The following is a 24,950-nucleotide window of genomic DNA, read 5'->3' on the forward strand; positions in this document are numbered from 1 at the left end:
GGTGCCGGGCGAGTGAGGTCAATCGCTCGATGTTCCGCGCCACCAGCCAATGAGCTCATCGAAGACGACCAGCACGGCACCGACCGAAATGAAGGCATCGGCGAGGTTGAAGATCGCGAAGGACCAGACCGGCGTGTGAAACAGAATATAGTCGATGACATGGCCATAGGCAGCGCGGTCGATCAGATTGCCGAGCGCGCCGCCGACGATCAGCGCGAAGCCGACGCGGGCAAGCAGGTGGCCGGGCGGCGTGCGGGCCGCAAGATAGAGAACGAAAGCGACCACCAGAACCGCGACGACCACCAGGCCGGTGTCGCCGAAGGACGAAAACAGCGAAAACGCGATGCCGGTGTTGTAGGTGCGGTACAGCGCCAGGAACGGCAGGAGATCGAGCCTTTCCTGGAAGGCAAGGCCGGTCTCGACCAGATATTTCAGCCACTGGTCGAGCGCTATCGCGGCGACAACCAGAAAAGCGTAGGGGCTCCAGGACTTCATGGTTTGCAGTTTCACGGTTTGGGATGTCACGATCGGGCATCCTCCGGGCCGAGCTTCAGCGCGCCGCGCCGGATCTCGAACAGCATGACGCCGGTGGCCACCGCAAGGTTGAGCGAATCGGCGCGGCCTGCCTGCGGTATCCGCAGCAGCTTGTCGCAGTTTGCGGCAAGCTCGTCAGGCAGGCCTTGCTGCTCGTTGCCCATCATCAAAAGCACCGGGCCTTTTGAAAAATCGACCGAGCGGTAATCGACCGCACCCTTAAGATGGGTGCCGGCGACGAGGCCGGGAAAGCTCTTTCGCCAGGCGAGAAAAGCCTCGGCCGACGCCTTGGCGACCGGCACGGCGAAGATCGAGCCCATGGTGGCGCGTACCGTCTCGACCGAAAAGGGATCGGTGGTCTCGCCGACCAGGATGACGCCTTTGGCGCCGACGGCGTCGACCGTGCGGATGACGGTGCCGAGGTTGCCGGGGTCGCGGACGCGGTCGAGCACCACCCAGACGTCGCCATCATGGGCGCGAATGTCCTTCAGCGGCAGCAATTTCTGCGAGAACACGCCGACGACCATTTGCGGATTGTCGCGGCGGGTGATGGCGACCAGCACGTTTTCCGAAACTTCAAGTACGGTGCCGCCGGCGGCAACCGTGCGCGCCGCAACTTTTTCAACCGCCGCATTGCCACGTCCGGCCTTGGCGAAAACCAATGTCCTGATAGACCAGCCGAGATCGAGCGCGTCGATGACCAGCTTCAGGCCTTCGGCCATGAAGGCATTCTGCTGGTCGCGGAATTTCTTCTGCGCGAGCGCCTTGATGTCCTTGACCAGCGGATTGGCGAGGCTGGTGACTTCCTTCACCTGCCCTGGCGCGCCCGCGTGCCGTTCGTACGCACTCATTCAGGCCACCCAGCGCGAGAACAGCGAGGTCGAAAGCGCCCGGCCGGCGGATTTCTCGCGGATGATCAATTCGCCGGATTCGACCGTGCCGCCCATGCCGGCGAAGGTGTCGCGCATCAAGGCGTGGATGGCGAAGAAAGAGGCGCGGATCGAATAGGCGGTCAGCACCACAGCGAGCGGCTTCGGCGTCAGGATCGCACGGCAGATGTCGGTCAGCGCCGGCAAATCTTCGAACAGATGCCAGACCTCGCCCTTCGGTCCGCGGCCATAGGCGGGCGGGTCGAACAGGATGATGTCGTAGCGGCTGCCGCGGCGCTCCTCGCGCTCGGCGAATTTCACGGCATCGTCGACGATCCAGCGGATCGGCCTTTGCGACAGGCCCGCCATCTCCTGGTTTTCGCGCGCCCAGCCGATCGCCTTCTTGGAAGCATCGACATGGGTGACCTCGGCGCCGGCACGCGCCGCCACCAGCGAGGCAAGACCGGTATAACCGAACAGGTTCAGCACCTTCACCGGCCGTTTTGCCGCCGCAATCAGCCCGGCCATGTGGTCCCAGTGCGAGGCCTGCTCGGGAAAGACACCGACATGGCGAAACGAAGTGAAGCGGCCGAGATAGTCGATGCCGTCATGCTTCATCGGCCAGGTCTCGCCGAGCGGCGTCTTCGGAAAGCGCCAGCGGCCGATGCCTTCCTCGTCGGTATCGCCGGTGAAAATGGCATCGGCGCGTTCCCAGTCCCTGGCCGGCAATGCCTTTTGCCAGATCGCCTGGCCCTCCGGCCGAACGATGCGGTAGGGGCCGTATTGCTCGAGCTTTTCTCCGGCGCCGCTGTCGAGCAGTGCGTAATCCTGATTGGCGCCGACTTCGAGGATCAGCGGCAGATGTTCGGCAGGCAGCGCGCCATCGCGGCGCGAAAGTGGGCGCGGCGCTGCTTTCTGCTCGGACCGGTCCTGCGGTTTCGTCTCCGGACCAGCGGTTGGATTGGGGTCGCGCCGCCGCGGCTGCTCTATCCCGCCTTTTTTCGCGGGCGGGCGGCTGTCGCGGCGTTTGTCGCGAAAAGGTTTCAAGAAGGCGCATCTCCGGACGGCGGCTGCGCCGCTTCTGCCACAGCGAATTGACCGGCGCAACAAAAGGGCTGCAGGCGTTTGCGAACGGATCAGCCACGCCTGATCGACAGCAGCCCGACTGCGAGCGCGATGAAACCGACGGCCTTGAAGCCGGTGACGACCATATGGCCGGCTTCCCAGCGGCTCCGGATAGCTTCGAAATTGCCCGGGATCGGTCCAGGCACCCAGGTGGCCAGGACATCGTTTGCCGGTTTGACGAGCGCAACCCACGCGACAAGCGCCATCAGATAAAGCATGGTGGCGGCCAACACCCACCAGAATGCCGGGCGGTCGCCGCGCAGCATCCATGCGAGGAGCCCCGGACAGGCGACGGCCGCCACGTCCAGCGGTGCGCCGACAGTCAAAAAGAACTGGAACTGAGCATTGAAGACCGTGGTTTCTCGCCAGAGCGAAGGCGGCCATCTGGTCAGCCGCGGCACCGATTCCAGTACGTGGGCGAAGGATGGTCCGAGGCTTAGGGCAGCAACGGTGGCGGTCAAAACAGACCAGAACAACAGAAAACCGCGTATATCCATAATGGCCAGACAACGGCGTCAGGCCGCATACGTTCCGGTCGGCGATCATCCTGCTTGCCGCCGAAAGCGCAGGCGCACTATCGTCCATGCAAATTGGGCATCCATCCAAATCGGGTTGCGATCCATGTCCCGCGCCGAACGCCTGCTCGACCTGATCCAGATCCTGCGCCGGCATCGCCGGCCAGTCAGCGGCCGCAGCCTTGCAGGCGAAATGGGTGTGTCGATCCGCACGCTCTATCGCGATATCGCCACGCTGCAGGGGCAGGGCGCGCCGATCGAGGGCGAGGCGGGGCTGGGCTACGTGCTCAGGCCAGGCTTCATGCTGCCGCCCTTGATGTTCACCGACGAGGAGATCGAGGCGATCGTGCTCGGTTCGCGCTGGGTGGCCAAGCAGCCGGACTGGCGGCTTGCCAACGCCGCCACCGACGCGCTGGCCAAGATCGCCGCGGTGCTGCCGGACGATTTGCGCGAAGAGCTCGATGCCTCGACGCTGCTGGTCGGGTCGCGCACCGAGGTCACCGAAGGCATCGATCTCGGCATGGTGCGGCAAGCCATCCGCGAGGAGCACAAGTTGAGCTTTGTCTATCGCGATGCCGGCGGCGCTGCCTCCGAGCGCACCGTCTGGCCGTTTGCACTCGGCTTCTTCGACAAGGTGCGCGTCGTCGCGGCGTGGTGCGAGATGCGCCAGGATTTCAGGCACTTTCGCGCCGATCGGATATCCGGCCTCAACGCCACCGAGACGCGTTATCCGCGCCGTCGCCAGGTGCTGCTCAAAGAATGGCGGGCGACGCTCGACAAGCCAAGCTAAGGCTGCCGCTCAGTTAAGACTGTTGCCAGAATCTGGCAGTGGTGCACGCTATGCTGCTCCAGTCGAAACCATCTGGAGAGCAAATTCATGACACCGCCCAATTTCGTCATCCTCTATGTCGACAAGCCTGAGCAAAGCGGCGCCTTCTACAGCGCGCTGCTCGGACGCGAGCCAGTCGACACCTCGCCGACCTTCGTGTTGTTCGTGCTCGACAACGGCTTCAAACTCGGCCTCTGGTCGCGTCATACCGTAGAGCCGGCCGCGGCGGCCGCAGGCGGCGGCGCCGAGGTCGTCTTTGCGCTGGATACGCCTGGCGCTGTCGACACCACCCATGCCGAGTGGGCCGACCGTGGGCTGACCATCCTGCAGAGCCCGACCGACATGGATTTCGGCCGCACCTTCGTCGCGCTCGATCCGGACAACCACCGGCTGCGGGTTTATTGGCAAAAGGAGTAAGGCAGTAGGGCAGTAGGCGAGAGCAAAGTAGCACTAGGCGCGGCGCCGCACGATTAGCACGGTTTCCTACTGCCCTACTGCCCTACTGCCCTACTGCCCTACTGCCCTACGCTTGCGCGATACACGGCAATGCCGGCGGCCAGGTCCTCGAGGGCCGCGCCGACCGACTTGAACAGCGTGATCTCGTCATTGCCCTGTCGGCCTTTTTTCTGGCCGCGTGCCAGTTCATAGAGGTCGGCGACGATGGCTTGCGGCTTCAGCACGCCGGAGGCCAGCGGCTGGACGATGTCGCCGGCTTCCTTGGTGGCGCCGGCGCGGGTGTCGACATAGACGCGGGCGCGTGCAATCGCGTCGTCGTCGCTTTCGCGCATCGCCGGCGTGAAGCCGCCAACCAGATCGACATGGGTTCCCGGTTTCAAGAGTACCCCTTTGATCAGTGGCGCGGTGGTGATGGTCGCCGATGACACGATATCGGCCTGGCCGAGTTCGACGTCGAGATCGCCTGCGGCGTCGGCCGCAAAACCCTCGGCACGCAATTTCACCGCGACCTTTTCGGCGTTGGCCGGCGTGCGGTTCCAGATGCGGATGTTCTTGATCGGCCGCACCGCCGAATGCGCCTTTGCAAGGAATGGCGACAGCGCGCCGGCGCCGACCACCAGCAGCCGTGATGCGTCTTCGCGGGCCAGATAGGAGGCGGCCAGCGCCGAGGCGCAGGCGGTGCGCCACTGCGTCAGCCGCTGGCCATCGATCAAGGCCTGCGGCTCGCCGGTGGCGCCGTCCAGCAACAGGTAGAGGCCCATCACCGCAGGCTTGCCGACGGCGTTGTTGTCGGGCGACACTGTGACGATCTTGACGCCGATATGGCCATCGACCGAGGTGCCGGCGGCGTTGAAGTCGGTCCAGGCCGGCATCAGAAGCAGCGTCGAGGCGGCACCGTCGGGCCGCTCGACCGTGTGATGGTGCCTGACCGGCTGCACGGCGCCGTCGCGAAAAGCGGCGCGCAATGTCTCGACCAGCCCGGGAAAGGTCAGCGCGCGGTCGACCTCGGCGGCGGAAATGGTCAGCATGAAAGGGCTCCGTGGAGAAATAGGCCGGTTGCGCTTCCGGCCCGAGCCGCGGCTCAGTTCATCGGCTTCGGCAAGGCCGGGCTCTGCGACGCGGTGGGCGCGCGGCTGACCGCCAGACGCAGGTTCTCGGCCTCGGCGCCGCGCTGGCGCGCCAGCTTGCGGTAGCGGCCCTGCTTGATCCAGGTCGCCAGGCTGCCGACGATCATGCCGATGGCCAGCGCCAGGAACAGGAAAATGAACAGCGGCACGGTCAGCGTCAGCGCCGGATTGCCGGGATTGAACGGATCGAGCGTGAAGGCCACCGGTTCGCGGTTGGCGACGGCCAGCGCAATCAGGATGACGGCCAGCGGCACGAAAACCACGATGAGGATGAAGCGATTGAACATGTTTTTCCGTTCGGAAGAAAAGGCAGCAACGGGTCGGCGGGCGCCGCGCCTATTTGCCTCCGTTCAGCCTTTCACGCAATTCCTTGCCGGTCTTGAAGAACGGCACCCATTTCTCCTCGACCTCTACGGATTCGCCGGTGCGCGGATTGCGGCCGGTGCGGGCAGGGCGGTTTTTCACCGAAAACGCGCCGAAGCCGCGCAACTCGACCCGGTTGCCCTCGGCAAGCGCGTCGGTGATTTCATCGAAGATGGCGCCGACAATGTTTTCGACATCGCGCAGGAAAAGATGCGGATTGCGCGTGGCGATGATCTGCACAAGTTCGGATTTGATCATGAAAAGGCTCCCCGTGAAAGCAGTGCCGCCGAAATTATCAGAATGATTTTATTTGCTTTTTCACTCCCAAGCGGCTCCTCAAGGGTGCCAGACGGAAACGAGACCGTCAAGAAACAAGCGGTCCGCTCCAATTTCGTGAAGGACGTCGCCGCCATGGCCAGGCAGGCCAAGCGCAGCGCCGACGGTCTGCGCCATCGCCTTGGAGAACAGGAAACCACCGCGTTTTTCCGTGTCCTTCCATTCCACCACCTTGAGCTTGGCATCGACACCCTTGCCTGCAAGCCAGTCGATCGCTTCGGCCTCGCCGCCGACCGCGTCGATCAATCTGTTGGCGACCGCCTGCCGGCCGGTGAAGATCGACCCGTCCGCGAGCGCCAGCGCCTCCGGCTTGGTCATGTTGCGGCGCTCGGCGACGATGCCGACGAACCAGTCGTAGCTGTCGAGAATGAGTTTGCGGACCATGGCGCGTTCATCGTCATTGGTCGGCTTGAAGGGGGAAGGCGAGGCCTTCAAGGGCGAGGATTTCACCTCCTCCAGCTTGACGCCGAGCTTGTCCATGAGGCCGCTGACGTCCGGGTACTGGATCAGAACGCCGATCGAGCCGACGATCGAGGATTTGCGTGCGACAATATGGTCGGCCGCGGTGGCTATCATGTAACCCGCCGACGCCGCGAGCGTGCCGACCTCGGCCACCACCGGCTTGTCGGCGGCGAGCTTGCGCACTGCCTCGTAGATCGACTCGCCACCGACGGTGGTGCCGCCGGGTGAATCGATCGACAGGATCACAGCCTTGACGCGCGGCGACTGACGGATGGCTTCCAGCCGCTTGATCAGTTCTTCGTCTTCGGTGATGGTACCTTCGATCTTGACCTTAGCGATGTGGTCGACAGCCGCGCCGGTGAATTCGTCACCATAAATCCACGCGGAAAAGGCGATCAGCCCGGCTGCGGCGACAAGAATCGCCGCAACACGCCAGAATGTCAGCTTGCGGCGCAAGCGGCGGCGGTCGATCAGGTCGTCGGCTCTCAATGCCATGGTCAGCCTCGTAGTCGGTGGGAGCAGATGCTTTTAAAGCAACCATTCGCGCCCGGCTACCGTTTCCTGACGGCCTTCGCCAAAGCCGTCTTCGGCGTTCGGGCAAGCTTCAACCTGTCGCGTTCCACAGGCTCTAACACTGTGCGCCTATATCTGGTATGAGGTTCAGGCTGCGCTGGGGCCATTTTCGTTGTATAGGGGCGGCTGTCATATTTTTGCGATTTTCCTCGGCTTGTGCTTGCTTGAGGGCGCCGGCACCCGACCTATAGGGCGGCCTGGCGGGCAGGGGTTTAGAAGAAGCAGTCATGTTAGCGGGACCAATCGAACCGACCAACACCGAGACGGAGTTGGCTCCCAAGGCCGCAGGCCGGGCGCGGGTCGACGCCTTTGACATCGCGCAGCGTCATTCGCGCCGGGTGCGGATCCTCAAGCTGGCCGTGCCGCTGGTCGCCGCCCTGATCGCGGTCGCGTTTCCGGTCTATTCCTATCTCATGGCTCCCGCTGCAATCGAGGTGCAGGCCGACGGCGGCTCCTTTGCCAATGGCAAGCTGGTGATGGCCAATCCCAAGCTCAACGGCTTCACCAAGCAGAACTTGCCCTATTCGATGACGGCCCTGCGCGCCATACAGGACGTCAGCAAACAAGGCATCATCGATCTGGAAGGCATCAAGGCCAGGCTGCCGATTGCGGCCGACAACACGGCCGCCATCGATGCCGCGCGCGGCACCTATGATCGCGACGGCAACACGTTCAGCCTGACCAGCGACGTGACGGTATCGACCACGGATGGCGTGGTGGCAAAATTCAAATCAGTCTATCTCGACATGGGCGAAGGCACTATGAAGACAAGCGAACCCGTCGATGTCAGCCGCGGCGGGTCGCGGATCAGGGCGGATTCGATGTCGGTCCAGGACAATGGCAAGGTCCTGGTTTTCGAGAACAAGGTGCGCGTCGACATCGATCCCGCCAGTTTGAAGGCGGCAGAGGCAAAGAGCGGAGAGACCAATGCGGTTCAGTAGTTCGGCACGGCGCCTCGCCGCGGTTTCGGCGTTGCTGACCCTCGGGCTGCCATTGGGGCTCACCCTGGGGACGGCTTCGTCGCTGGCGCAGTCCAGCGCCACCAGCCAAATGTCCGGCCTCAGGCTGTCGGGCGACAAGCCGATCCAGATCGAAAGCGACAAGCTCGAGGTGCGCCAGGCGGAAAGCGTCGCCGTCTTCACCGGCAACGTCAACGTCGTCCAGGGTCCAACCGTACTCAAGGCCGGCAAAATGACGGTCTATTACGTCAGGGATGCAGCCGCCGCCAAAGGCGCCGAGCCGGCGGGTGCCGCGGCGATGACCGGATCCGCCAACATCGACCATCTCGTGGTCGACGATAAGGTCTACATCAAATCGGACAATCAGGTTGCCACCGGCGACCGCGGCACCTTCGACATGAAGACCGAGGTGCTGGTGCTTTCGGGCAGCAAGGTCGTGCTCTCGCAAGGCGACAACGTGCTTGTCGGCTGCAAGCTTACCGTGCAGATGAAGAGCGGCCTTGCCCAGGTCGACGCCTGCGGCGGCCGCGTCATGATGTCGATCACGCCGCAGGCGAAGTCTGGAGCAGCGAAACCCTGATGACCGGCATATCGTCGCTGCTGGCGCGTCTTCCAGGGCGCGCCGCCAGCAAACTTGCGGCACCGGCCAGGGTCACCGTCGAAGCGGCAAAGTTCAAGGGAACCTTGATCGCCAAGGGGCTGACCAAAAGCTACAAGGGCCGCAAAGTCGTCAGCGGCGTGACGCTGGGCGTGCGCGCCGGCGAGGCGGTTGGGCTGCTCGGCCCCAATGGCGCCGGCAAGACCACCTGTTTCTACATGGTGACCGGGCTGGTGCCGGTCGACGAAGGCACCATCGAAATCGACGGCTTCGACGTCACGTCGATGCCGATGTATCGCCGCGCCCGTCTCGGCATCGGCTATCTGCCGCAGGAAGCGTCGATTTTTCGCGGCCTGAACGTCGAGCAAAACATCCGGGCCGTGCTCGAAGTGGTCGAAAAGAGCCGCAAGGAGCGTGAGCGCCTGCTCGACGAATTGCTCGAGGAATTCCACATCAGCCATCTGCGCAAGGCTCCATCGCTGTCGCTCTCCGGCGGTGAGCGGCGGCGCCTCGAAATTGCCCGTGCGTTGGCAACCCGCCCCGCCTACATGCTGCTCGACGAACCGTTCGCCGGCATCGACCCGATCGCCGTCGCCGACATCCAGCAGCTCGTGCGCCACTTGACGGCACGTGGCATCGGCGTGCTGATCACCGACCACAATGTGCGTGAGACCCTTGGCCTGATCGACCGCGCCTACATCATCCATGCCGGTCAGGTGCTGACCCATGGCCGAGCCGACGAAATCGTCGCAAATGCCGATGTGCGGCGGCTTTATCTTGGCGAGGGATTTACGCTCTAAATGCGAAATTCCGGTTCGAACGGGATTTCCGGCGTAGTCCGGCAGCTTTTTCTTCGATTTTCTGCCTGAAAAACGCGCTGGCAGGCGAGTTTTTCCGCACCTCGCCTTGACAAGCAAAAGCCGGGCCAGTTTCTATGCTGGCCTGGAAAATTCTTTCCGGCAGTGCGGGTGCGTAGACGGGGCGTTTGAAACCGAACCATGGCGTTGGCGGCAAAACTACAGCTACGACAGTCGCAGTCGCTGGTGATGACGCCGCAGCTGATGCAGTCGATCCGCCTGCTGCAGTTCACCCACCTCGAACTGGAACGCTTCATCGACGACGAGATCGAACGCAATCCCCTGCTGGAACGCGCCGAACCGCAGGACGACGCCGCCAGCGACCAGGCGCAGAAGAGCGACGCCGCATCGGAACCGGCCGCCGACGGCGACTGGTTCGAAGCGGAGACGGCGTGGAGCGCCGAGGCGATCTCGGAAAAGCTCGATACGTCGCTGGAAAACCTGTTTCCCGATGATCCTGGAACGAGCGAGCGGCTCGGCCCCGACCTGACGGCGCAATGGAAATCGGCGTCCGGCAATAGTTCCGCCTCTTCCTCCGACGGCTTCGATGTCGCGGATATGGCGGCGGCTGCCATCACGCTGCGCGACCATGTCGGCGAGCAGGTCGCGCTCGCCTTCGCCGATCCGGCCGCGCGCCTGATCGCCGGCGAGCTTGCCGACGGCGTCGATGAGGCCGGCTACATGCGTGCGGACATGGCCGAGATCGCGGCCCGCCTCGGCACGGACGCCACGGCGGTGGCAAGGGTCCTGGCGGTCTGCCAGACATTCGAGCCCGCCGGCATCTTCGCCCGCGATCTCGCCGAATGCCTGTCGCTGCAGCTTGCCGTGCGCGACCGGCTCGATCCGGCGATGAGGGCATTGATCGCCAATCTCGAACTCCTGGCACGGCGCGATTTCCAGACGCTGAAGCGGATTTGCGGTGTCGACGAGGAGGATCTGCTCGACATGCTGGCCGAGATCCGGGCGCTCGACCCGCGGCCGGGAATGGCGTTTTCGCGCGGTGCCAGCGATGCGATCGTGGCCGACGTCGAGGTGCGCGCAGCCAATGACGGCAGCTGGACGGTCGAGCTCAACGCCGAGACGCTACCGCGCGTGCTGGTCGATCACATCTATTTCGCTCAGGTCACGCCGCATGCGAAAAACCAGGCGGAAAAGGATTTCCTCGCCGAATGCCTGCAGAATGCCAACTGGCTGACGCGCAGCCTCGACCAGCGGGCGAAGACTATCCTGAAGGTCGCCTCCGAGATCGTGCGCCAGCAGGACGCTTTTCTCGTCCACGGCGTGCGGCACCTGAAGCCGCTCAACCTGCGCACGGTGGCGGACGCTATCGGCATGCACGAATCGACGGTCAGCCGGGTCACGGCAAACAAATACATGCTGACGCCGCGCGGCGTGTTCGAGCTGCGCTATTTCTTTACCGCCTCGATCGCTTCGTCGGGTGGCGGCGATGCGCATTCGTCGGAAGCGGTGCGCGACCGCATAAAGCAGCTGATCGACGAAGAGAAAGCCGTCGATGTGCTTTCCGACGATGCCATCGTGGACATGCTGCGGGAAAGCGGCGTCGACATTGCCAGGCGCACGGTTGCCAAATACCGGGAAGGCATGAACATACCCTCTTCGGTGCAACGGCGGCGCGAAAAACGCGCTTTGGCCAGCGCCGGCCGTTGAACTCCGGCAGAATTTCCACAGCTTTCGCGTTCATTGACAAGCGGCAACGAAGTGGCTAGAAGCCCGCCCGCATGAGACGGGCTGGCGAGTGGATTTGAGTTCGCTGATGCCCGCACGAGAGATGGTCCGTCACGACGTAGGCCACGGACGGCCAAGAAGGCGGCTTGTGATCAACCGGAAAGTTCGGATTTAAAATCGGCGCAAGTGACGCCGCAAAGCTTGTGCGCACGGACCACGAGTATAAACTCGGGACAGTTTGAAGCCTGAGCAAGGAAGGTCAGTTTTCAGATGACACTGCGCATATCGGGAAAACACATGGATATCGGCGATGCGTTCCGTACGCGCATCAACGACCGTGTCGGGGAAGTGATCGGGAAATATTTCGATCGGGGCTTTTCAGGGCAAATCGTAGTCGTCAAATCGGGGTCGCGCTACACGGCCGATTGCATGATCCGGCTGGATTCCGGTGCTTCGCTGCAGGCGACCGGCGATGCCCAGGATCCGACGCTTGCCTTCGATGCCGCGGCGGACCGTCTGGAAACCCGCCTCAGGCGCTACAAGCGCCGGCTGAAGTCGCACAATTCAGGCAATAGCAATGGCGAACTCACCGACGTCGCCTATACGGTGATGGCCCCGCTTGCCGATGACGACGAGGAGATACCGGAGAATTTCGCGCCGGCCATCGTCGCCGAATCGACCATGACGCTGCGGACCATGTCGGTAGCGTCAGCCGTGATCGAGCTCGACACCAAGGACAGCCCGGTCCTGGTCTTCCGCAATGCCGGAAACGACCATCTCAACATCGTCTATCGCCGGCCGGACGGGAATATCGGCTGGATCGACCCGTCTACGGCCAAGGTCGCGCAGGGGTAAAAACCAGCCGCACGCAAGCGTGGGGACTGGCGACGGCAGGCGAACAAGGGATTTCAAGCATGGATCTGAGCGATCTCGTCAACGTTCCGGCAATCATGCCGGCGTTGAAGGCGAACTCCAAAAAGCAGCTGCTGCAATTGCTGTCTGAAAGGGCGGCGGCAATTTCCGGCATTCCGGAGCGGGAGGTGTTCGACACCATCCTGCAACGCGAGCGGCTGGGTTCGACCGGCGTCGGCAACGGCATCGCCATTCCGCATGGCAAGCTGGCCGGGGTGAAGCGGATCGCTGGAGTTTTTGCCCGGCTGGAGACACCGGTCGATTTCGAGGCCCTCGACGATCAGCCGGTCGACCTGGTGTTTCTGCTTTTGGCCCCCGAAGGTGCCGGCGCCGACCACCTCAAGGCGCTGTCGCGCATCGCGCGGGTGCTGCGCGATGCCGACACGGTTGCCAAGATCAGGGGCACGCGCGATGCCGTGGCCATCCACGCGCTGCTGTCGGATACACAGGCCTCGCACGCCGCCTGAGTTGATTGGACCCGTTGAAGGGCCGCCGTGAGCGGCCCTGTCCGTTTCAGCCAGATCGGCGCGCCGTGTTGTTAGTGGATAGCGACGGGGGTCAGATCGTTTTCCAAGGCGCCGGCCAGCGCCCGATCGCGAGCATCCGAAAGCAGGATCGGCTGGCCGTTGGCGGCGAACAGGGCCCACAGTTCCAGCCCGGGCGCGATTTCGCCGAGGCCCGGGAAACGGCCGCGCAGATCGTCGCTCGACACTTTCCTGAGATAGGCGACCGAACCTTCGCCGAGATGAGCGAATTCGCCGCTGGTCATGATGATATTTTCGTCAGTTCTGGTCATTTCAAGCCTCCTTGCCGCGAGACGCCGCTCAAGGCCATCCCGCATGAGAGCTATCGGCAAAACTCAGTCTTTCACCGATATGTTTATTTTTCGTACCAGCCGTTCGGACTCCGGCCGATCGAGATCGATCGACAAGAGGCCGTTCTTCAATTCCGCCGCAATCACCCGCATGCCGTCGGCCAGCACGAAACAGCGCTGGAACTGGCGCGCGGCGATGCCGCGGTGGAGGAATTCGCGCTCGGTGTCGTCGTTCTGACGGCCGCGCACGACCAACTGGTTCTCCTCCGTGGAGACATCGAGATCGCTTTCCGCGAAACCGGCGACGGCGAGCGTGATACGCAGCCTTTCGGTTTTGCCGTCGGCACCGCTGAGGCGCTCGATGTTGTACGGAGGATAGCTGTCACCCGACTTCGCCAAGCGCTCCAGTGTCTTTTCCATGGAATCGAAACCGAGGAGAAGCGGGCTGGAAAAAGGCGTCATTCGGCTCATGTTACAGTGTCCTCTCAAGAGCGACATAAAGTGGAAAAACCCGGATGGCATTTTTCCCGATGGTCTTGATATGGTCCGCCGCCCGGCAGACTTCAAGCCGTCACACGTCCCGCCCAAAAAGACTTGCCAAAACAAGGAATTGAAATGCCCCAATCTCGCAGGATCATCATCGACACTGACCCCGGCCAGGACGATGCCGTCGCCATATTGCTGGCGCTCGGCAGCGCCGAGCTGGAGATCGTCGGCATCACCGCGGTGGCCGGCAACGTGCCGCTGAAACTCACCGAAAAAAACGCACGCAAGATCTGCGAGTTGGCCGGCCGGCCGGATGTCAAGGTCTATGCAGGCGCCATCCGGCCGCTGGCGCGTGAACTCGTCACCGCCGAGGAAGTGCATGGCAAGACCGGCCTCAACGGACCGCAACTGCCTGAGCCAAAGATGAAGCTGCAGGATCAGTATGCGGTCGATTTCATCGTCGAGACGCTGATGAAGGAGGAGACCGGCACGATCACGCTTTGCGCGCTCGGGCCGCTCACCAATGTTGCCCTGGCGCTGATCCGCGAGCCGAAAATCGCGCCGCGCATCAAGGAGATCGTGCTGATGGGCGGCGGCTTCTTCGAGGGCGGCAACGTCACGCCGACTGCCGAGTTCAACATCTATGTCGACCCGCATGCCGCCGATGTCGTGTTCAAATCCGACATTCCGATCGTGATGATGCCGCTCGACGTCACCCACAAGGCGCTGACCACCGCCAAGCGCACGAAGGCTTTCCGCAAGCTCGGCACCAGGGTCGGCACGGCGACGGCGGACATGCTGGAATTCTTCGAACGCTTCGACGAAGAGAAATACGGCACCGATGGCGGCCCGCTGCACGATCCTTGCGTCATCGCCTATCTGTTGAAGCCGAAGCTGTTCAAGGGCCGCAACTGCAATGTCAGCGTGGAAACTGCCTCGGAGCTCACCATGGGCATGACGGTGATCGACTGGTGGGGAGTGACCAAGCGGCCGAAGAACGCCATGGTGATGCGCGACATCGATCACGATGCGTTTTTCGCGCTGTTGCTGGAAAGGCTGGGGCGGCTTTAGTGCCGCTCAGTCATTGAGCAGGCGGTAGGTGCTGGTGCCGTTATTGCGGTGCTGTTGTTCGATCGAGACTTCCGATCCGATCATGTGGGGCGTCTCCACCTCACCATCGATAAATACCAGTGCGTTGCCGTCATGGAGACGGACTTCATATCTATAATAAAGTCCATGGCCGACGGAACCTTTCGGATTTAGAGGCATCGTCGCAACATCTTCGACGATGCCTCCTACGCGTTGCGTGCCCATGATCGTGCTATTCTGTCTTGTTACAATCGCCACGGCGGCCACAAGAGCGAATGAGCAAAAGAAAGCGACGCCAACGACTGTATCGCGAAACTCTTCCCGAAGCAGAAGAAGGCGGTTCTAAGAGAAAGATTTGTCGGACCCATCACTTAGAGTTGAGTAGCGCAGGGGCGTTGTTCAAGAGCGATTTCTTCGAAGAGAGCTCTGTCACTCGTTTTACCTTCGAAAACAGCTTCATTGATCGATCGCCGTTCAATTTGGAAATCGGTAGAAGACAAAGCCATTGTCGCGCGTGACGCGCTCGATGCCGACGTGCGAGCCGATCAGGCGCGGACGATCGTCGTCGATGAAAACAGATGAACCGTCTTCAAGGACCAGCATGTAGACACTTCGGCCTTTGCCCCAATGGGCACTTTTGACGGCTGCATCGATTGGGCCCACCGAGCGGATCGGGCTGGCGTTATTCGTCCACTTGAGCGGATCGAGGGCCAACACCGCCGCAAACAAAGCAACAATCAGGATCACGCCGATCGCGTGCCTTTTCACATCCACAAAAGTCCATGGCACCGGCATGAATCCCCAACTATCGATTCATGTGGTGCACAGAAGGCTGACTTTCAATCGGGCTTCCTGTTCCAGGAGATTGCTATTTGCGTCCCGGCTCGCGGCTGTTACTTCGCCTTGGAAAACGCCAGCCACAGGCCGCCGCCCACCAGGAAGCTGCCGCTGATTCGCGACAAGAGCTTGACGCGGCCGGCCGAGAGCAGGCGTCCGGCGCGGCCGGCGGCCAACGCGTAGGTCGAATCCGAGACGGCGGCGAAGATCATGGCGGTGAGACCCATGACGCCGATCTGTAACGCGTAATTGCCTTCGGGGGCGATGAACTGCGGAAAGAAGGCGCCGAAGAACACCAGCGTCTTCGGATTGCTGATCGCCACCAGCAGGCCCTGCAGGAAGAAGCCGCCGCGCGGCTTTTTAGCCGATCCGTCGGCGTTCAGCTTGCCTTTCGAGCGGAACATCTGCACGCCCATCCAGATCAGGTAGGCGGCGCCGATCAGCCGGACCCATTCGAACCAGTGGCCCATGCCGGCGATAAGCGAGGTCAGCCCGATGCCGACGATGGCGATCATGATGGCCAGCCCGGCCTGGGTGCCGGCGACATTGGCGAGGCCGGCGCGCGAGCCGTGGCGGATGCTGTTGGCGATGATCAGCGTGACCGTCGGCCCCGGCACAAGAATGATGACGATGCAAGCGACGACGTAGGTGGCGTAGAGTTCCAGCGACATTTTTCCCTCCGCAGAATGCCGCTCGTGCGGCGCGCTGTCGCGATCAATGCATGGCGATGAGTTGCGTGCAAGCCGGCGAGGCGCCGACAATGCGGAGCTGATTTCAGCAGGCGCCGGCCTGCCATGGTAGCGTTGCCTCATAGGCGGCAGCCGCCCTCAGCACCGAGAGGTCACCGCGTGGCCGCCCGATCAATTGCATGCCCATCGGCCTGCCCTTGGGGTCGAAGCCCGCCGGCACATTGATCGCCGGGCAGCCGCCGAGCGTGGCGAACGCTGAAACCTGCATCCAGCGATGATAGCTATCCATGGCACGCCCGGCCACTTGCGTCGGCCAGTGGGTGGAGACCTCGAAAGGGAAGACCTGCGCGGTCGGCAGCGCGATGAGATCGAATCGATCGAAGAGCGACAGCAGGGTTTGGTGCCATGACGAGCGCCTCACCGTGGCGGCGTGGACCTGCGGCGCGGTGAGGCCCAGTGCATGTTCCACCTCCCACACGGCCTCCGGCTTGAGAAGGCGGCGTTTCAAGGGATCGTCGTAATGCACCTTGAGCGCACAACCGCTGCTCGCCTGGCGAAGCGTTACAAAGGCCTGCCACAGCGCTTCGAAGTCGAATTCCGGCATCAGCGGCTCGGCCTCGAAGGATAGATCCGCTAACCGGCCGAGTGCTGCCTCGCAAAGCTGTAGAATGCCTGCTTCAATCGGCAGATGACCGTCAAGATCGCCGAGCCAGGCGATGCGCCCGCCGGCCGCCGGCGTTTCCAGCCCTTCGAGGAACGAGCCTGGCTTATCATGCGACAGCGGCGCGCGAGGATGATAGCCGGCCTGAACGTCGAGCAGCAGGGCGATGTCGCGCACGTTACGCCCCATCGGCCCTTCGACGCCCATTTGCGCATGAAACACATCAAGATCAGGGCCGGCCGGTACCAATCCCTGCGACGGGCGGAAGCCATAGACATTGTTGTAGGCAGCGGGATTGCGTAGCGAGCCGCCGAAGTCGCTGCCATCGGCAATGGGAACCATGTCGAGCGCCAGCGCGACCGCCGCGCCGCCGCTCGAGCCGCCGGCGGTCAGCGCTGGGTCGAACGCGTTGAGCGTCTGTCCAAACACGGTATTGTAGGTGTTGGAGCCGAGCCCGAATTCGGGAACGTTGGTCTTGCCGATGATGATGGCGCCGGCCTGCCGAACACGCTCGACGAAGAAGTCGTCTTCCTCAGGCACGAAATCGGCGAAGATCGGCGAGCCGAAGGTGGTTCTCAGGCCTTTTGTCAGCGCAAGATCCTTGATCGCGATCGGCAGACCGAACAGCGATCCGGTATCTGCTCCTCGCGCCAAATGAGCGTCTGCCTCGTCGGCCTCGCGCAGGATGTCGGCACGCTCACGCAATGAAACGATGGCGTTGACCTGTGGGTTCACCGCCTCGATCCGGTCCAGGAATGCAACGATCACTTCGCGCACCGAAAGCTGCCGGCGCCTGATCCTGTCGGCCAGTTCCACGGCGGACAGGCGGCAGATGTCGCCGGCGGGCGGCACGGCATGCCTGGTGGTCGGGCGCGTGGCTGTCATCGCGCTTCAGCCGGCAGATGTCGGCATGGCGGCGTCGACATCCCTGGCCAGCGGGATGGCAGGCTGGGCGCCGGCTTTCAGGCAGGCCAGCGAACCGGCTGCGGCAGCGCGGGCAAGCGCCTGGTCGAGCGGCAGGCCTGCCGCCAGTCCGGCAGCAAAATAGCCGCAGAACGTGTCGCCGGCGCCGACCGTGTCGAGCGGAGTGATCTTCAGCGCCGGAACCATCAGGAGATCGTCCGGCGTCGCGGCGAGAACGCCGTCTGGGCCAAGCGTGACGACGATGGTGCGGCCGGTTCTCGAGGCATAGTCGCGCATCCGTGCCGGGCGGTCGCGGCCACTCAACGACAGCGCCTCACCATAGAGGTCGAACTCGGTCTCGTTGGCGACGAGATAGTCGGCCTTGCCGAGGAAGCCGGCCGCGTCGCCGTGGAAAGGTGCGGTGTTGAGCACGGTGACCGCGTTGGCCGTCCTTGCCGCGTCAAGCGCTGTCTCGACCGTTTGCAACGGGACCTCCAACTGCAGCAGCACGACATCGCCGCTTTTCAGGAAAGCCTTGGAAAGGTCACCCGGCACGACCGAATCATTGGCGCCCGCCACGACGGCGATCACGTTCTCGCCGTCGGCGCCGACCATGATCAACGCGGTACCCGTCGAGGCAAAGGTCTCGCCGACGCCGGACAGGTCGATCTTGCCGTCGCGCAGCAGCGCCAAAGCCTCGCCGGCGAAGCTGTCCTTGCCGACCGCGCCGACCATGCGCACCTTGGCGCCGGCGCGGGCGGCGGCCAGCGCCTGGTTGGCTCCCTTGCCGCCGGGGGCGGTGGCGAAACCGGAGCCGCGCACCGTTTCGCCGGGACCGGGCAAACGGTCGACACTGGCGATGAGGTCGAGATTGATGGAACCGATGACGACGATCAAGAAGTGCCTCCCGCTAACGCATGTCACTCTAATTGCGCGGGAAGCTACTCCGTAAGATCGCTGCTTGTCACCCTCGGGGCCCTTCGCTCCTATCGTTCCATTCGTTGGCTATTCAAGAAGAGACTTGTCCCGCCTCCCAGCCGAGGATGGCGCGTTTGCGCGTCAGGCCCCAATGGTAGCCGGTGAGCGCGCCGGACTTGCCGAGAGCCCGGTGGCACGGCACGACGAAGGACATCGGATTGGCACCGACCGCGGCACCGACAGCCCGGCTGGCGCTCGGTGCGCCGATGCGCGCGGCGATCGAGGAATAGGTGCAGGCCTTGCCCATCGGAATGCGCAGCAAGGCCTCCCAGACGCGGACCTGGAAGTCGGTGCCGATCATGACGACGCGCAGCGGCTGGTCGGCGCGCCACAGCGTCGGATCGAAGATGCGCGCGGCATAGGGCGCCGTCGCCGCCATGTCCTCGACATAGGTCGCATTCGGCCAGCGGCTGGACATGTCGGCAAAGGCCGCGCGCTCGCCGCCGGGGTCGTTGAAGGCGAGGCCGGCAAGGCCGCGGTCCGTCACCATGATCAAAGCGATGCCGAAAGGCGAGATATGATAGCCGTAGCGGATGGTGAGCCCTGCGCCGCGGGTCTTGTAGTCGCCCGGCGACATCGCTTCATGGGTGACGAACAGATCGTGCAGCCGGCCTGGGCCGGACATGCCGAGTTCGAACGAAGTTTCCAGCAGCGGCATGCCGGAATCCAGCAGTTTGCGCGCATGATCGAGGGTGACGGCCTGCAGAAAAGCCTTCGGCGACAGGCCGGCCCAGCGGGTGAACAGCTTCTGCAGCCCGGTCGGCGTCTCGCCGACCTCCTCGGCCAGCACTTCCAACGAAGGCTGGTCGCGATAGTCGAGGCTGATCTTTTCGATGGCACGACGGACGATTTCGTAGTCGCCGCCTTCAGGCGTGATGTCTTTCTGAAGGATTGCTGTCGTTTTGAGAGGCATTTGGGCGTTCATGGTAGTATCTCCTTGAGTGCGAATATCGTCCTTCGCGGCGCCGATCACCACCCGAAACTTGCTTTCCCGCAGCATGTACCCAGATAGAGTTGGCTTTGAATGGGGAGGACAATCATGGCCGGCGAGAAGATGCAGCTGACCAAGGAAAAAGAAACGCTGCTGATCACCGTCTACGGCAAGGCGCTGGAAAGCCGGCTTCCCAACTCGCTGCTGAAAGACCGCTTTGCGGACGAGGCGGTTCGCCGCATCGACTACGATTTCTCGCGGCTCAAGGTCGACAACAATCTCGGCGGTCTGGCGATCCGGGCCAAGACGCTGGACGACTGGGTTTCGGCTTTTCTGGCGAACAACCCGAACGCCATTGTACTGCATCTCGGCTGCGGGCTGGACACACGAATATTCCGTATCGACCCGCCAGCCGGCGTCGACTGGTTCGACGTCGACTACGCCGAAGTCATCGAGCTCAGGCGCAAGCTCTACCCGATGCGCGAGCATTACCACCTGATCGGATCATCCGTCACGGAGCCTGGCTGGTTGGATGAAGTGCCCGGCGATCGCCCGGCGATGGTCGTGGCGGAGGGCCTGACCCCCTACCTTGCCGCTGACGAGGGCCCAAGACTGGTTTCGCGGCTTGTGTCGCATCTGGCCAGCGGCGAATTTATCTGCGATGCCTACAGCGACCTGGGTCTAAAGCTCGTGCGCCTCAACCGGTCGTTCCGCGCCACCGGAGCCGAACTCCACTGGGCGATCAACGATCCGCGCGACTTGGAACGGTCAGTGCCCGGCCTGCGGTTGGTCGAGGAAACGATGGCGTACAAACCCGAACATGCCGCCCGTGTGAGCTGGTTCGCCGGACTGGTCTTTCGCCTCTGGAGCCACGTTCCGGCTCTTCGGAGGGTCGGCAGGCTGTTGAGATTTCGGTTTTGATCGTCAGCGCGCCTTGGCGGTCGCCAGAGCGCGCGAAAATGCGGTGGCAAAACTTTCGCGGTCGTCGGGGTTGAGGAAGCCACCGATCGAGACTGTTTTTCCTTGCGCCTCGACCGCCATTCTGGTGATGCCGATTTCGGTGTGGCGGGCGATCGAAAAGCGTGCCCAGAACGGATTGAAGCGATGTGCTTCCGATTTGCCTGACGGGGCAGTCTTGCGGATATCGAGGCTGGTGCGAGACACCGACACCTCCTCGCGAGCCCGAGCGGCACGATAATTGGCGCGGAAGGCGATATAGATGGCAATAACATCGAGGCCGAAGAAGCCGAACACCGGCCAGGCGCCGCGCGACAGGAAAAACGCTCCGGTCACCAGCCACCCGAACAGCAATGCGCCCATCAGGATGACAAAGCCGGTCTTGCCCAGCGACCGGTGCGGTATCAGCAGCGCCTGGAAGAATGGCTCGTCGGCCTGAAATGAGGCGTTTGTGTCGCTCATTACAGAATATTATAGGAAAGCAATGACAAGCCCCAAGTCCAAAAACTCTTCGGCGCTAAAAAAAGACCTGTTGCCCGGCCGCCGCGACGGCTCGAACGCCAAGCCGCGTCCGCGGCCGGCGAGGTCGCGGGCGCTTTACAGCCCGGCCGAGGTGCATGAGATTTTCCGGCGCTTTTCCGTTCAGCGGCCGGAACCGAGAGGCGAACTCGAACATATCAACGCCTTCACGCTGCTGGTGGCGGTGGTGCTTTCGGCGCAGGCGACGGACGCCGGTGTCAACAAGGCGACGCGGGCGCTGTTCAAGATCGCCGACACGCCGCAGAAAATGCTGGCGCTGGGCGAGACCAGGCTCGGCGACCATATCCGCACCATCGGGCTGTGGCGCAACAAGGCCAAGAACGTCATCGCGTTGTCGGAAGCCCTGATCCGCGACCACGGCGGCAAGGTGCCCGATGATCGCGATCAACTGGTCGAGCTGCCGGGTGTCGGCCGCAAGACCGCCAATGTCGTACTCAACGTCGCCTTCGGCCAGCATACGATGGCGGTCGACACGCACATCTTCCGCATCGGCAACAGGCTCGGCCTGGCGCCGGGCAAGACGCCGGAACAGGTCGAACAAGGGTTTTTGAAGATCATTCCGGATGAATATATGCGGCATGCGCATCATTGGCTGATCCTGCACGGCCGCTATGTTTGCAAGGCACGCAAGCCGGATTGCCCGGCTTGCGTCATCGCCGATATCTGCAAGGCCAAGGAAAAGACGACCAGCGTGCCTGCACCACTGGTCGAGATCGCGCCGCTCGGGCCAGTAGAGGCGGCTACTGAATCAGTGCCAGCCAAGTGACTCTGAAGTTCCTCCTATGTGGCGCCGTCCACGTTCAGGAGCTCTCTTCGACAAACACCTCCTCGCGCTTCTTCCTGACCGCGGGGAGAAACACGATGACGAGCACGGCGAGCGCGATGAGGAGCAGGCTGGCGCTGATTGGTCTCGTCACGAAGGTACTCGGATCGCCGCGAGAGAGGATCATGGCGCGGCGCAGGTTTTCCTCGAGCAGCGGGCCGAGCACGAAGCCAAGCAGCAGCGGCGCGGGTTCGCAGCGCAGCTTGGTCAGGAGATAGCCAAGCAAGCCGAAGAGTGCGACTGCATAGAGGTCGTAGACGTTGGTGTTGACGCTGTAAACGCCGATCGAGCAGAACGCCATGATGATCGGGAAGAGCACGTAATACGGGATCGTAAGCAGTTTCACCCAAAGCCCGATTAGCGGCAGATTCAAGACGATCAGCATCAGATTGCCGATCCACATCGAGGTGATGATACCCCAAAACAGTGCAGGCTGTTCGATCGCAACATTGGGGCCGGGTACGATGCCCTGGATGATCATCGCGCCGATCATCAGCGCCATTACCGGGTTGGCCGGAATGCCGAGCGTCAGCATCGGGATAAAGGAGGTTTGTGCGCCGGCATTGTTGGCCGATTCCGGTCCGGCGACGCCTTCGATTGCGCCTTTGCCGAATTCCCCCGGACTTTTCGAGACACGTTTTTCGACGGTGTAGGAGGCAAAGGCGGCAAGGATCGCGCCGCCTCCCGGCAGGATGCCGAGCGCCGAACCGATGATTGTTCCGCGCACGATGGGGGCCGCCATGCGCCGAAAATCTTCGCGGGTCGGCATAAGGCCGGAGATCTTTCGGATCAGCACGGAACGCTCATGCTCGTTTTCGAGGTTGCGCAGTATCTCGGCGACGCCGAAGACACCGACCGCCACTGCGACGAAATTCAGCCCGTCGGCATATTCGCGGATGCCGAGCGTGAAGCGGGGCGTGCCGGTGTAGATATCCGTGCCGACAAGTCCGAGCAGCAGGCCGAGCACGACCATGGCCAGTGCCTTGACGATCGAGCCGTGGGCGAGCGCGACGGACGAGACCAGGCCGACAATCATCAGCGAAAAATACTCGGCTGCGCCGAATCTCAGCGCTATCGCCGTCAGCGGTGGGGCAAAGATGGCGACGAGGAAGGTCGACACCGTGCCGGCAAAGAACGAGCCTATCGCCGCGGTCGCCAGTGCCGCCCCGGCGCGACCGTTCCTGGCCATTTGGTAGCCGTCGATGGCGGTGACGGCCGACGAAGATTCGCCGGGCATGTTGATGAGGATGGCGGTAGTCGAACCGCCATACTGCGCGCCGTAATAGATGCCGGCGAGCATGATGAGGGAGGAAACCGGATCGCCGATCTGGAAGGTGATCGGCAACAGCATGGCAATGGTTGCGGTGGCGCCGATGCCGGGCAGGACACCAATCAGCGTGCCGAGAAGGACGCCGATCAGGCAGAAACCGAGGTTTGCCAAAGATGTGGCCGTCGAAAAGCCGAGTGCGAGATTGTTGAGGAGTTCCATTTCATCTCCTCACAATGATAGGGGCAGCCACGGGCCGAAACGCCGGAACGGCAGGCCGAGTGCGTAGCTGAAGACGACGAATGCGAACAGCGTCAGGCCGGCCGACAGCACGAGCGCGGTCAGCGGCTTCATACGGCCGCTGCCGAACGATGCGATTAGCGCCGTCAGGAAGATCGAGGGGATAAAGCCGAGGCCGCGCACCGTCAGGCCGAAGAAGATCGGAGCGGGCAGAATGAACAGCATGCCGCGCCACGCGATGTGGCCGATCGGGTCGCTCTCGAAACGCACCGCTTGGACGAGGATGACGGCGCCAAGCAGGATCAGCACGATCGCCAGCACCAGCGGGAAATAGCCCGGTCCCATACGGAAGGCGGTGCCGATTTCGAGGCCGAGCGACTGCAGCGCGAAAAATGCGCCGAGGAAGATGAACAGCGCTGCGCAAATGCCGTTGGTTCTGTCGATTGCGAACGGTTTCATGACGTCCTCCCGGGCCGCGCCGCGGGCTTGCCCATGCCGTGTAAAAACGGGGCGCTGGTGGCGCCCCGTTCAAGCTTTAGTCGGCGTACTGGCCGGCCGCTTCGATGATAGGCTTCCACCGCGCGATCTCACTTTCCAGCTTGGCCTTGAGCGCGGCCGGCGTGGCGTCGGCCTCGGGCGACGGCTTGGTGCCGAGTTCGGCAAAGCGGGCGACGACGTTCTGATCCTTCAGCGCCACCTGCAGCGATTTCGACAGGCGCTCGGTGATCTCGGCCGGCGTGCCCTTGGGTGCATAGATTCCGTGCCAGATGCCGACCTGCACCTGCGGAAGGCCGGCTTCCGTCGTTGTCGGCACGTCCGGAAGCACGTCGAGGCGTTGCGCCGAGGTTACGGCATAGCCCTTGATCGTGCCGCCCTGGATCTGCTTGGTGGTGTTGGTCGTCTGGTCGCACATGATGTCGACCTGGCCGCCGAGAAGGTCGGTCATGGCCGGGCCAGTGCCTTTGTAGGGAACGGTGACCAGCGGCGTGCCGATGGCGCTCATGAACAGCATGCCGCACAGATGCGAGGCCGCGCCTATCCCGGCATTGGCGACGGTGACGGTGTCCTTGTTGGCCTTGGCATAGTCGACCAGTCCCTTCAGATCGGTCGGCTCGAGATCCTTGCGGCCGACGATGGTCATCGGCACTTCTGTGACGAGACCGATATATTCGAACGCGTTCAGCGTGTCGTAGGCGAGGTTCCTATACAGCGTCGCGCTGGTCGCCATGCCGATGTGATGCAGGAGCAGCGTATAGCCGTCAGGATCGGCATTCGCGACGCGGCCGGCGCCTAGCGTGCCGCCGGCGCCGCCGACATTCTCGACGATGACCTGCTGGCCGAGGTCCTTCGACATGGCTTCCGCGACAAGACGCGTGACGGTGTCGGTTGGGCCGCCGGCCGAAAACGGCACGACAACGGTGATGGTGCGTTCGGGGTACGTCTGCGCGCCCGCGGCCAACGGGTAAAGCATGGCGACCGCAACGGCAGCCAGCGCGGCGACGAATTTTCTCATCGTGATTTCCTCCCAGAATAC

Annotated in this window: 31 protein-coding genes; 11 read left to right on the forward strand and 20 right to left on the reverse strand. The window is 62.9% G+C overall.

Annotated elements, in window-relative coordinates:
- Positions 1–18: 18 nt before the first annotated feature.
- The 4 genes from lspA to NKH37_RS30335 all read right to left on the reverse strand — a co-directional run bounded on the left by lspA (position 19) and on the right by NKH37_RS30335 (position 3,025).
- Positions 19–495: a signal peptidase II gene (gene lspA / locus NKH37_RS30320; RefSeq protein WP_023718949.1), complete on the reverse strand. Its 477-nt coding sequence runs from the start codon at positions 493–495 to the stop codon at positions 19–21.
- 26 nt (positions 496–521) lie between these two features.
- On the reverse strand, positions 522–1,385 hold the full coding sequence (locus NKH37_RS30325; protein ID WP_353042176.1) for a TrmH family RNA methyltransferase: 864 nt from the start codon (positions 1,383–1,385) through the stop codon (positions 522–524).
- Positions 1,386–2,450 carry an RsmD family RNA methyltransferase gene (locus NKH37_RS30330; RefSeq protein ID WP_352592651.1) on the reverse strand — a complete coding sequence of 355 codons (1,065 nt, stop codon included), beginning with the start codon at positions 2,448–2,450 and terminating at the stop codon, positions 1,386–1,388.
- An 89-nt stretch (positions 2,451–2,539) separates the two neighbouring features.
- Positions 2,540–3,025, reverse strand: a complete 486-nt coding sequence (locus tag NKH37_RS30335) for a DUF1772 domain-containing protein (protein WP_352856872.1) — start codon at positions 3,023–3,025, stop codon at positions 2,540–2,542.
- A 124-nt stretch (positions 3,026–3,149) separates the two neighbouring features.
- Between NKH37_RS30335 and NKH37_RS30340 the strand changes: the two genes are divergently transcribed.
- Together NKH37_RS30340 and NKH37_RS30345 are read left to right on the forward strand one after the other, a co-directional pair.
- On the forward strand, positions 3,150–3,833 hold the full coding sequence (locus NKH37_RS30340; RefSeq protein WP_352856874.1) for a helix-turn-helix transcriptional regulator: 684 nt from the start codon (positions 3,150–3,152) through the stop codon (positions 3,831–3,833).
- A gap of 87 nt (positions 3,834–3,920) precedes the next feature.
- Entirely contained in the window at positions 3,921–4,289 is a 369-nt protein-coding gene (locus tag NKH37_RS30345) for a VOC family protein (protein ID WP_031193999.1), read from the forward strand.
- 98 nt (positions 4,290–4,387) lie between these two features.
- Here NKH37_RS30345 and lhpI read toward each other — a convergent pair whose 3' ends face one another.
- The 4 genes from lhpI to sppA form a co-directional block, all read right to left on the reverse strand.
- Positions 4,388–5,356, reverse strand: a complete 969-nt coding sequence (gene lhpI, locus NKH37_RS30350; protein ID WP_352856876.1) for a bifunctional Delta(1)-pyrroline-2-carboxylate/Delta(1)-piperideine-2-carboxylate reductase — start codon at positions 5,354–5,356, stop codon at positions 4,388–4,390.
- Between the two features lie 53 nt (positions 5,357–5,409).
- Positions 5,410–5,742 (reverse strand): DUF1049 domain-containing protein, encoded by a 333-nt coding sequence (locus NKH37_RS30355; RefSeq protein WP_353005902.1) that lies wholly within the window; start codon positions 5,740–5,742, stop codon positions 5,410–5,412.
- A gap of 49 nt (positions 5,743–5,791) precedes the next feature.
- A complete protein-coding gene (locus NKH37_RS30360) occupies positions 5,792–6,076 on the reverse strand; it encodes an integration host factor subunit beta (RefSeq protein ID WP_006200394.1) in 285 nt (94 codons plus the stop codon).
- A 78-nt stretch (positions 6,077–6,154) separates the two neighbouring features.
- Positions 6,155–7,111: a signal peptide peptidase SppA gene (sppA, locus tag NKH37_RS30365; protein ID WP_353005901.1), complete on the reverse strand. Its 957-nt coding sequence runs from the start codon at positions 7,109–7,111 to the stop codon at positions 6,155–6,157.
- Positions 7,112–7,416: 305 nt separating this feature from the next.
- Between sppA and lptC the strand changes: the two genes are divergently transcribed.
- The 6 genes from lptC to ptsN all read left to right on the forward strand — a co-directional run bounded on the left by lptC (position 7,417) and on the right by ptsN (position 12,668).
- A complete protein-coding gene (lptC, locus tag NKH37_RS30370) occupies positions 7,417–8,130 on the forward strand; it encodes an LPS export ABC transporter periplasmic protein LptC (protein ID WP_023718957.1) in 714 nt (237 codons plus the stop codon).
- Entirely contained in the window at positions 8,117–8,728 is a 612-nt protein-coding gene (locus NKH37_RS30375; RefSeq protein ID WP_023718958.1) for an LptA/OstA family protein, read from the forward strand. Before lptC ends, NKH37_RS30375 begins: the two co-directional genes overlap by 14 nt.
- Positions 8,728–9,546: an LPS export ABC transporter ATP-binding protein gene (lptB, locus tag NKH37_RS30380; protein ID WP_023718959.1), complete on the forward strand. Its 819-nt coding sequence runs from the start codon at positions 8,728–8,730 to the stop codon at positions 9,544–9,546. The genes NKH37_RS30375 and lptB overlap by 1 nt, the downstream gene beginning before the upstream one ends.
- A 198-nt stretch (positions 9,547–9,744) precedes the next feature.
- The gene (gene rpoN, locus NKH37_RS30385; RefSeq protein WP_353005900.1) at positions 9,745–11,271 is read left to right on the forward strand and encodes an RNA polymerase factor sigma-54; all 1,527 of its coding nucleotides are present in this window, start codon (positions 9,745–9,747) and stop codon (positions 11,269–11,271) included.
- Positions 11,272–11,559: 288 nt separating this feature from the next.
- Positions 11,560–12,144, forward strand: coding sequence for a ribosome hibernation-promoting factor, HPF/YfiA family (hpf, locus tag NKH37_RS30390; RefSeq protein ID WP_352483585.1), 585 nt, complete (start codon positions 11,560–11,562; stop codon positions 12,142–12,144).
- 59 nt (positions 12,145–12,203) lie between these two features.
- The gene (gene ptsN / locus NKH37_RS30395) at positions 12,204–12,668 is read left to right on the forward strand and encodes a PTS IIA-like nitrogen regulatory protein PtsN (RefSeq protein ID WP_023718962.1); all 465 of its coding nucleotides are present in this window, start codon (positions 12,204–12,206) and stop codon (positions 12,666–12,668) included.
- Between the two features lie 71 nt (positions 12,669–12,739).
- On the opposite strand, the gene NKH37_RS30400 is transcribed toward ptsN, so the two are convergent.
- Together NKH37_RS30400 and NKH37_RS30405 are read right to left on the reverse strand one after the other, a co-directional pair.
- Positions 12,740–12,997 carry a BQ00720 family protein gene (locus NKH37_RS30400; RefSeq protein ID WP_352483584.1) on the reverse strand — a complete coding sequence of 86 codons (258 nt, stop codon included), beginning with the start codon at positions 12,995–12,997 and terminating at the stop codon, positions 12,740–12,742.
- Positions 12,998–13,060: 63 nt separating this feature from the next.
- Positions 13,061–13,486 (reverse strand): Hsp20 family protein, encoded by a 426-nt coding sequence (locus NKH37_RS30405; protein WP_023718964.1) that lies wholly within the window; start codon positions 13,484–13,486, stop codon positions 13,061–13,063.
- A 144-nt stretch (positions 13,487–13,630) separates the two neighbouring features.
- Between NKH37_RS30405 and NKH37_RS30410 the strand changes: the two genes are divergently transcribed.
- The gene (locus NKH37_RS30410; protein ID WP_352483583.1) at positions 13,631–14,572 is read left to right on the forward strand and encodes a nucleoside hydrolase; all 942 of its coding nucleotides are present in this window, start codon (positions 13,631–13,633) and stop codon (positions 14,570–14,572) included.
- Positions 14,573–14,578: 6 nt separating this feature from the next.
- Here the strand turns inward: NKH37_RS30410 and NKH37_RS30415 are convergent, their stop codons facing one another.
- The 6 genes from NKH37_RS30415 to NKH37_RS30440 all read right to left on the reverse strand — a co-directional run bounded on the left by NKH37_RS30415 (position 14,579) and on the right by NKH37_RS30440 (position 19,583).
- Positions 14,579–14,815, reverse strand: a complete 237-nt coding sequence (locus tag NKH37_RS30415) for a hypothetical protein (RefSeq protein ID WP_353005899.1) — start codon at positions 14,813–14,815, stop codon at positions 14,579–14,581.
- 249 nt (positions 14,816–15,064) lie between these two features.
- The gene (locus NKH37_RS30420; RefSeq protein ID WP_352816822.1) at positions 15,065–15,385 is read right to left on the reverse strand and encodes a hypothetical protein; all 321 of its coding nucleotides are present in this window, start codon (positions 15,383–15,385) and stop codon (positions 15,065–15,067) included.
- A 98-nt stretch (positions 15,386–15,483) separates the two neighbouring features.
- Positions 15,484–16,098 carry a LysE family translocator gene (locus tag NKH37_RS30425; protein ID WP_023675274.1) on the reverse strand — a complete coding sequence of 205 codons (615 nt, stop codon included), beginning with the start codon at positions 16,096–16,098 and terminating at the stop codon, positions 15,484–15,486.
- A gap of 103 nt (positions 16,099–16,201) precedes the next feature.
- Positions 16,202–17,662: an amidase gene (locus NKH37_RS30430; RefSeq protein ID WP_353005898.1), complete on the reverse strand. Its 1,461-nt coding sequence runs from the start codon at positions 17,660–17,662 to the stop codon at positions 16,202–16,204.
- 6 nt (positions 17,663–17,668) lie between these two features.
- Positions 17,669–18,577 (reverse strand): ribokinase, encoded by a 909-nt coding sequence (locus NKH37_RS30435; RefSeq protein ID WP_353005897.1) that lies wholly within the window; start codon positions 18,575–18,577, stop codon positions 17,669–17,671.
- Positions 18,578–18,689: 112 nt separating this feature from the next.
- Positions 18,690–19,583: a methylated-DNA--[protein]-cysteine S-methyltransferase gene (locus NKH37_RS30440; RefSeq protein WP_023718971.1), complete on the reverse strand. Its 894-nt coding sequence runs from the start codon at positions 19,581–19,583 to the stop codon at positions 18,690–18,692.
- A 114-nt stretch (positions 19,584–19,697) separates the two neighbouring features.
- Here NKH37_RS30440 and NKH37_RS30445 point away from each other — a divergent pair, with 114 nt between their 5' ends.
- On the forward strand, positions 19,698–20,510 hold the full coding sequence (locus NKH37_RS30445) for a class I SAM-dependent methyltransferase (protein WP_353005896.1): 813 nt from the start codon (positions 19,698–19,700) through the stop codon (positions 20,508–20,510).
- Positions 20,511–20,513: 3 nt separating this feature from the next.
- Here NKH37_RS30445 and NKH37_RS30450 read toward each other — a convergent pair whose 3' ends face one another.
- Complete coding sequence (locus NKH37_RS30450) at positions 20,514–21,008, reverse strand: DUF2244 domain-containing protein (RefSeq protein WP_023718973.1); 495 nt, start codon at positions 21,006–21,008, stop codon at positions 20,514–20,516.
- A gap of 22 nt (positions 21,009–21,030) precedes the next feature.
- On the opposite strand from NKH37_RS30450, the gene nth reads away from it, so the two are divergent.
- Entirely contained in the window at positions 21,031–21,852 is an 822-nt protein-coding gene (nth, locus tag NKH37_RS30455) for an endonuclease III (RefSeq protein WP_352495480.1), read from the forward strand.
- A 34-nt stretch (positions 21,853–21,886) separates the two neighbouring features.
- Here the strand turns inward: nth and NKH37_RS30460 are convergent, their stop codons facing one another.
- The 3 genes from NKH37_RS30460 to NKH37_RS30470 form a co-directional block, all read right to left on the reverse strand.
- The gene (locus tag NKH37_RS30460) at positions 21,887–23,398 is read right to left on the reverse strand and encodes a tripartite tricarboxylate transporter permease (protein WP_023718975.1); all 1,512 of its coding nucleotides are present in this window, start codon (positions 23,396–23,398) and stop codon (positions 21,887–21,889) included.
- Positions 23,399–23,407: 9 nt separating this feature from the next.
- On the reverse strand, positions 23,408–23,875 hold the full coding sequence (locus tag NKH37_RS30465; protein WP_023718976.1) for a tripartite tricarboxylate transporter TctB family protein: 468 nt from the start codon (positions 23,873–23,875) through the stop codon (positions 23,408–23,410).
- Positions 23,876–23,951: 76 nt separating this feature from the next.
- Positions 23,952–24,929, reverse strand: a complete 978-nt coding sequence (locus tag NKH37_RS30470) for a tripartite tricarboxylate transporter substrate-binding protein (protein ID WP_023718977.1) — start codon at positions 24,927–24,929, stop codon at positions 23,952–23,954.
- Positions 24,930–24,950 lie beyond the last annotated feature (21 nt).

The sequence above is a fragment of the Mesorhizobium sp. M1217 genome, from assembly GCF_040318275.1.
GTDB lineage: Bacteria > Pseudomonadota > Alphaproteobacteria > Rhizobiales > Rhizobiaceae > Mesorhizobium.

Excerpts from the sequence above, each read along its gene's own strand:
- lspA (WP_023718949.1), bottom strand. The coding sequence starts at position 495 with ATGAAGTCCTGGAGCCCCTACGCTTTTCTGGTTGTCGCCGCGATAGCG.
- NKH37_RS30325 (WP_353042176.1), bottom strand. The coding sequence starts at position 1,385 with ATGAGTGCGTACGAACGGCACGCGGGCGCGCCAGGGCAGGTGAAGGAA.
- NKH37_RS30335 (WP_352856872.1), bottom strand. The coding sequence starts at position 3,025 with ATGGATATACGCGGTTTTCTGTTGTTCTGGTCTGTTTTGACCGCCACC.
- NKH37_RS30340 (WP_352856874.1), top strand. The coding sequence starts at position 3,150 with ATGTCCCGCGCCGAACGCCTGCTCGACCTGATCCAGATCCTGCGCCGG.
- NKH37_RS30345 (WP_031193999.1), top strand. The coding sequence starts at position 3,921 with ATGACACCGCCCAATTTCGTCATCCTCTATGTCGACAAGCCTGAGCAA.
- lhpI (WP_352856876.1), bottom strand. The coding sequence starts at position 5,356 with ATGCTGACCATTTCCGCCGCCGAGGTCGACCGCGCGCTGACCTTTCCC.
- NKH37_RS30355 (WP_353005902.1), bottom strand. The coding sequence starts at position 5,742 with ATGTTCAATCGCTTCATCCTCATCGTGGTTTTCGTGCCGCTGGCCGTC.
- NKH37_RS30360 (WP_006200394.1), bottom strand. The coding sequence starts at position 6,076 with ATGATCAAATCCGAACTTGTGCAGATCATCGCCACGCGCAATCCGCAT.
- sppA (WP_353005901.1), bottom strand. The coding sequence starts at position 7,111 with ATGGCATTGAGAGCCGACGACCTGATCGACCGCCGCCGCTTGCGCCGC.
- lptC (WP_023718957.1), top strand. The coding sequence starts at position 7,417 with ATGTTAGCGGGACCAATCGAACCGACCAACACCGAGACGGAGTTGGCT.
- NKH37_RS30375 (WP_023718958.1), top strand. The coding sequence starts at position 8,117 with ATGCGGTTCAGTAGTTCGGCACGGCGCCTCGCCGCGGTTTCGGCGTTG.
- lptB (WP_023718959.1), top strand. The coding sequence starts at position 8,728 with ATGACCGGCATATCGTCGCTGCTGGCGCGTCTTCCAGGGCGCGCCGCC.
- rpoN (WP_353005900.1), top strand. The coding sequence starts at position 9,745 with ATGGCGTTGGCGGCAAAACTACAGCTACGACAGTCGCAGTCGCTGGTG.
- hpf (WP_352483585.1), top strand. The coding sequence starts at position 11,560 with ATGACACTGCGCATATCGGGAAAACACATGGATATCGGCGATGCGTTC.
- ptsN (WP_023718962.1), top strand. The coding sequence starts at position 12,204 with ATGGATCTGAGCGATCTCGTCAACGTTCCGGCAATCATGCCGGCGTTG.
- NKH37_RS30400 (WP_352483584.1), bottom strand. The coding sequence starts at position 12,997 with ATGACCAGAACTGACGAAAATATCATCATGACCAGCGGCGAATTCGCT.
- NKH37_RS30405 (WP_023718964.1), bottom strand. The coding sequence starts at position 13,486 with ATGAGCCGAATGACGCCTTTTTCCAGCCCGCTTCTCCTCGGTTTCGAT.
- NKH37_RS30410 (WP_352483583.1), top strand. The coding sequence starts at position 13,631 with ATGCCCCAATCTCGCAGGATCATCATCGACACTGACCCCGGCCAGGAC.
- NKH37_RS30415 (WP_353005899.1), bottom strand. The coding sequence starts at position 14,815 with ATGGGCACGCAACGCGTAGGAGGCATCGTCGAAGATGTTGCGACGATG.
- NKH37_RS30420 (WP_352816822.1), bottom strand. The coding sequence starts at position 15,385 with ATGCCGGTGCCATGGACTTTTGTGGATGTGAAAAGGCACGCGATCGGC.
- NKH37_RS30425 (WP_023675274.1), bottom strand. The coding sequence starts at position 16,098 with ATGTCGCTGGAACTCTACGCCACCTACGTCGTCGCTTGCATCGTCATC.
- NKH37_RS30430 (WP_353005898.1), bottom strand. The coding sequence starts at position 17,662 with ATGACAGCCACGCGCCCGACCACCAGGCATGCCGTGCCGCCCGCCGGC.
- NKH37_RS30440 (WP_023718971.1), bottom strand. The coding sequence starts at position 19,583 with ATGAACGCCCAAATGCCTCTCAAAACGACAGCAATCCTTCAGAAAGAC.
- NKH37_RS30445 (WP_353005896.1), top strand. The coding sequence starts at position 19,698 with ATGGCCGGCGAGAAGATGCAGCTGACCAAGGAAAAAGAAACGCTGCTG.
- NKH37_RS30450 (WP_023718973.1), bottom strand. The coding sequence starts at position 21,008 with ATGAGCGACACAAACGCCTCATTTCAGGCCGACGAGCCATTCTTCCAG.
- nth (WP_352495480.1), top strand. The coding sequence starts at position 21,031 with ATGACAAGCCCCAAGTCCAAAAACTCTTCGGCGCTAAAAAAAGACCTG.
- NKH37_RS30460 (WP_023718975.1), bottom strand. The coding sequence starts at position 23,398 with ATGGAACTCCTCAACAATCTCGCACTCGGCTTTTCGACGGCCACATCT.
- NKH37_RS30465 (WP_023718976.1), bottom strand. The coding sequence starts at position 23,875 with ATGAAACCGTTCGCAATCGACAGAACCAACGGCATTTGCGCAGCGCTG.
- NKH37_RS30470 (WP_023718977.1), bottom strand. The coding sequence starts at position 24,929 with ATGAGAAAATTCGTCGCCGCGCTGGCTGCCGTTGCGGTCGCCATGCTT.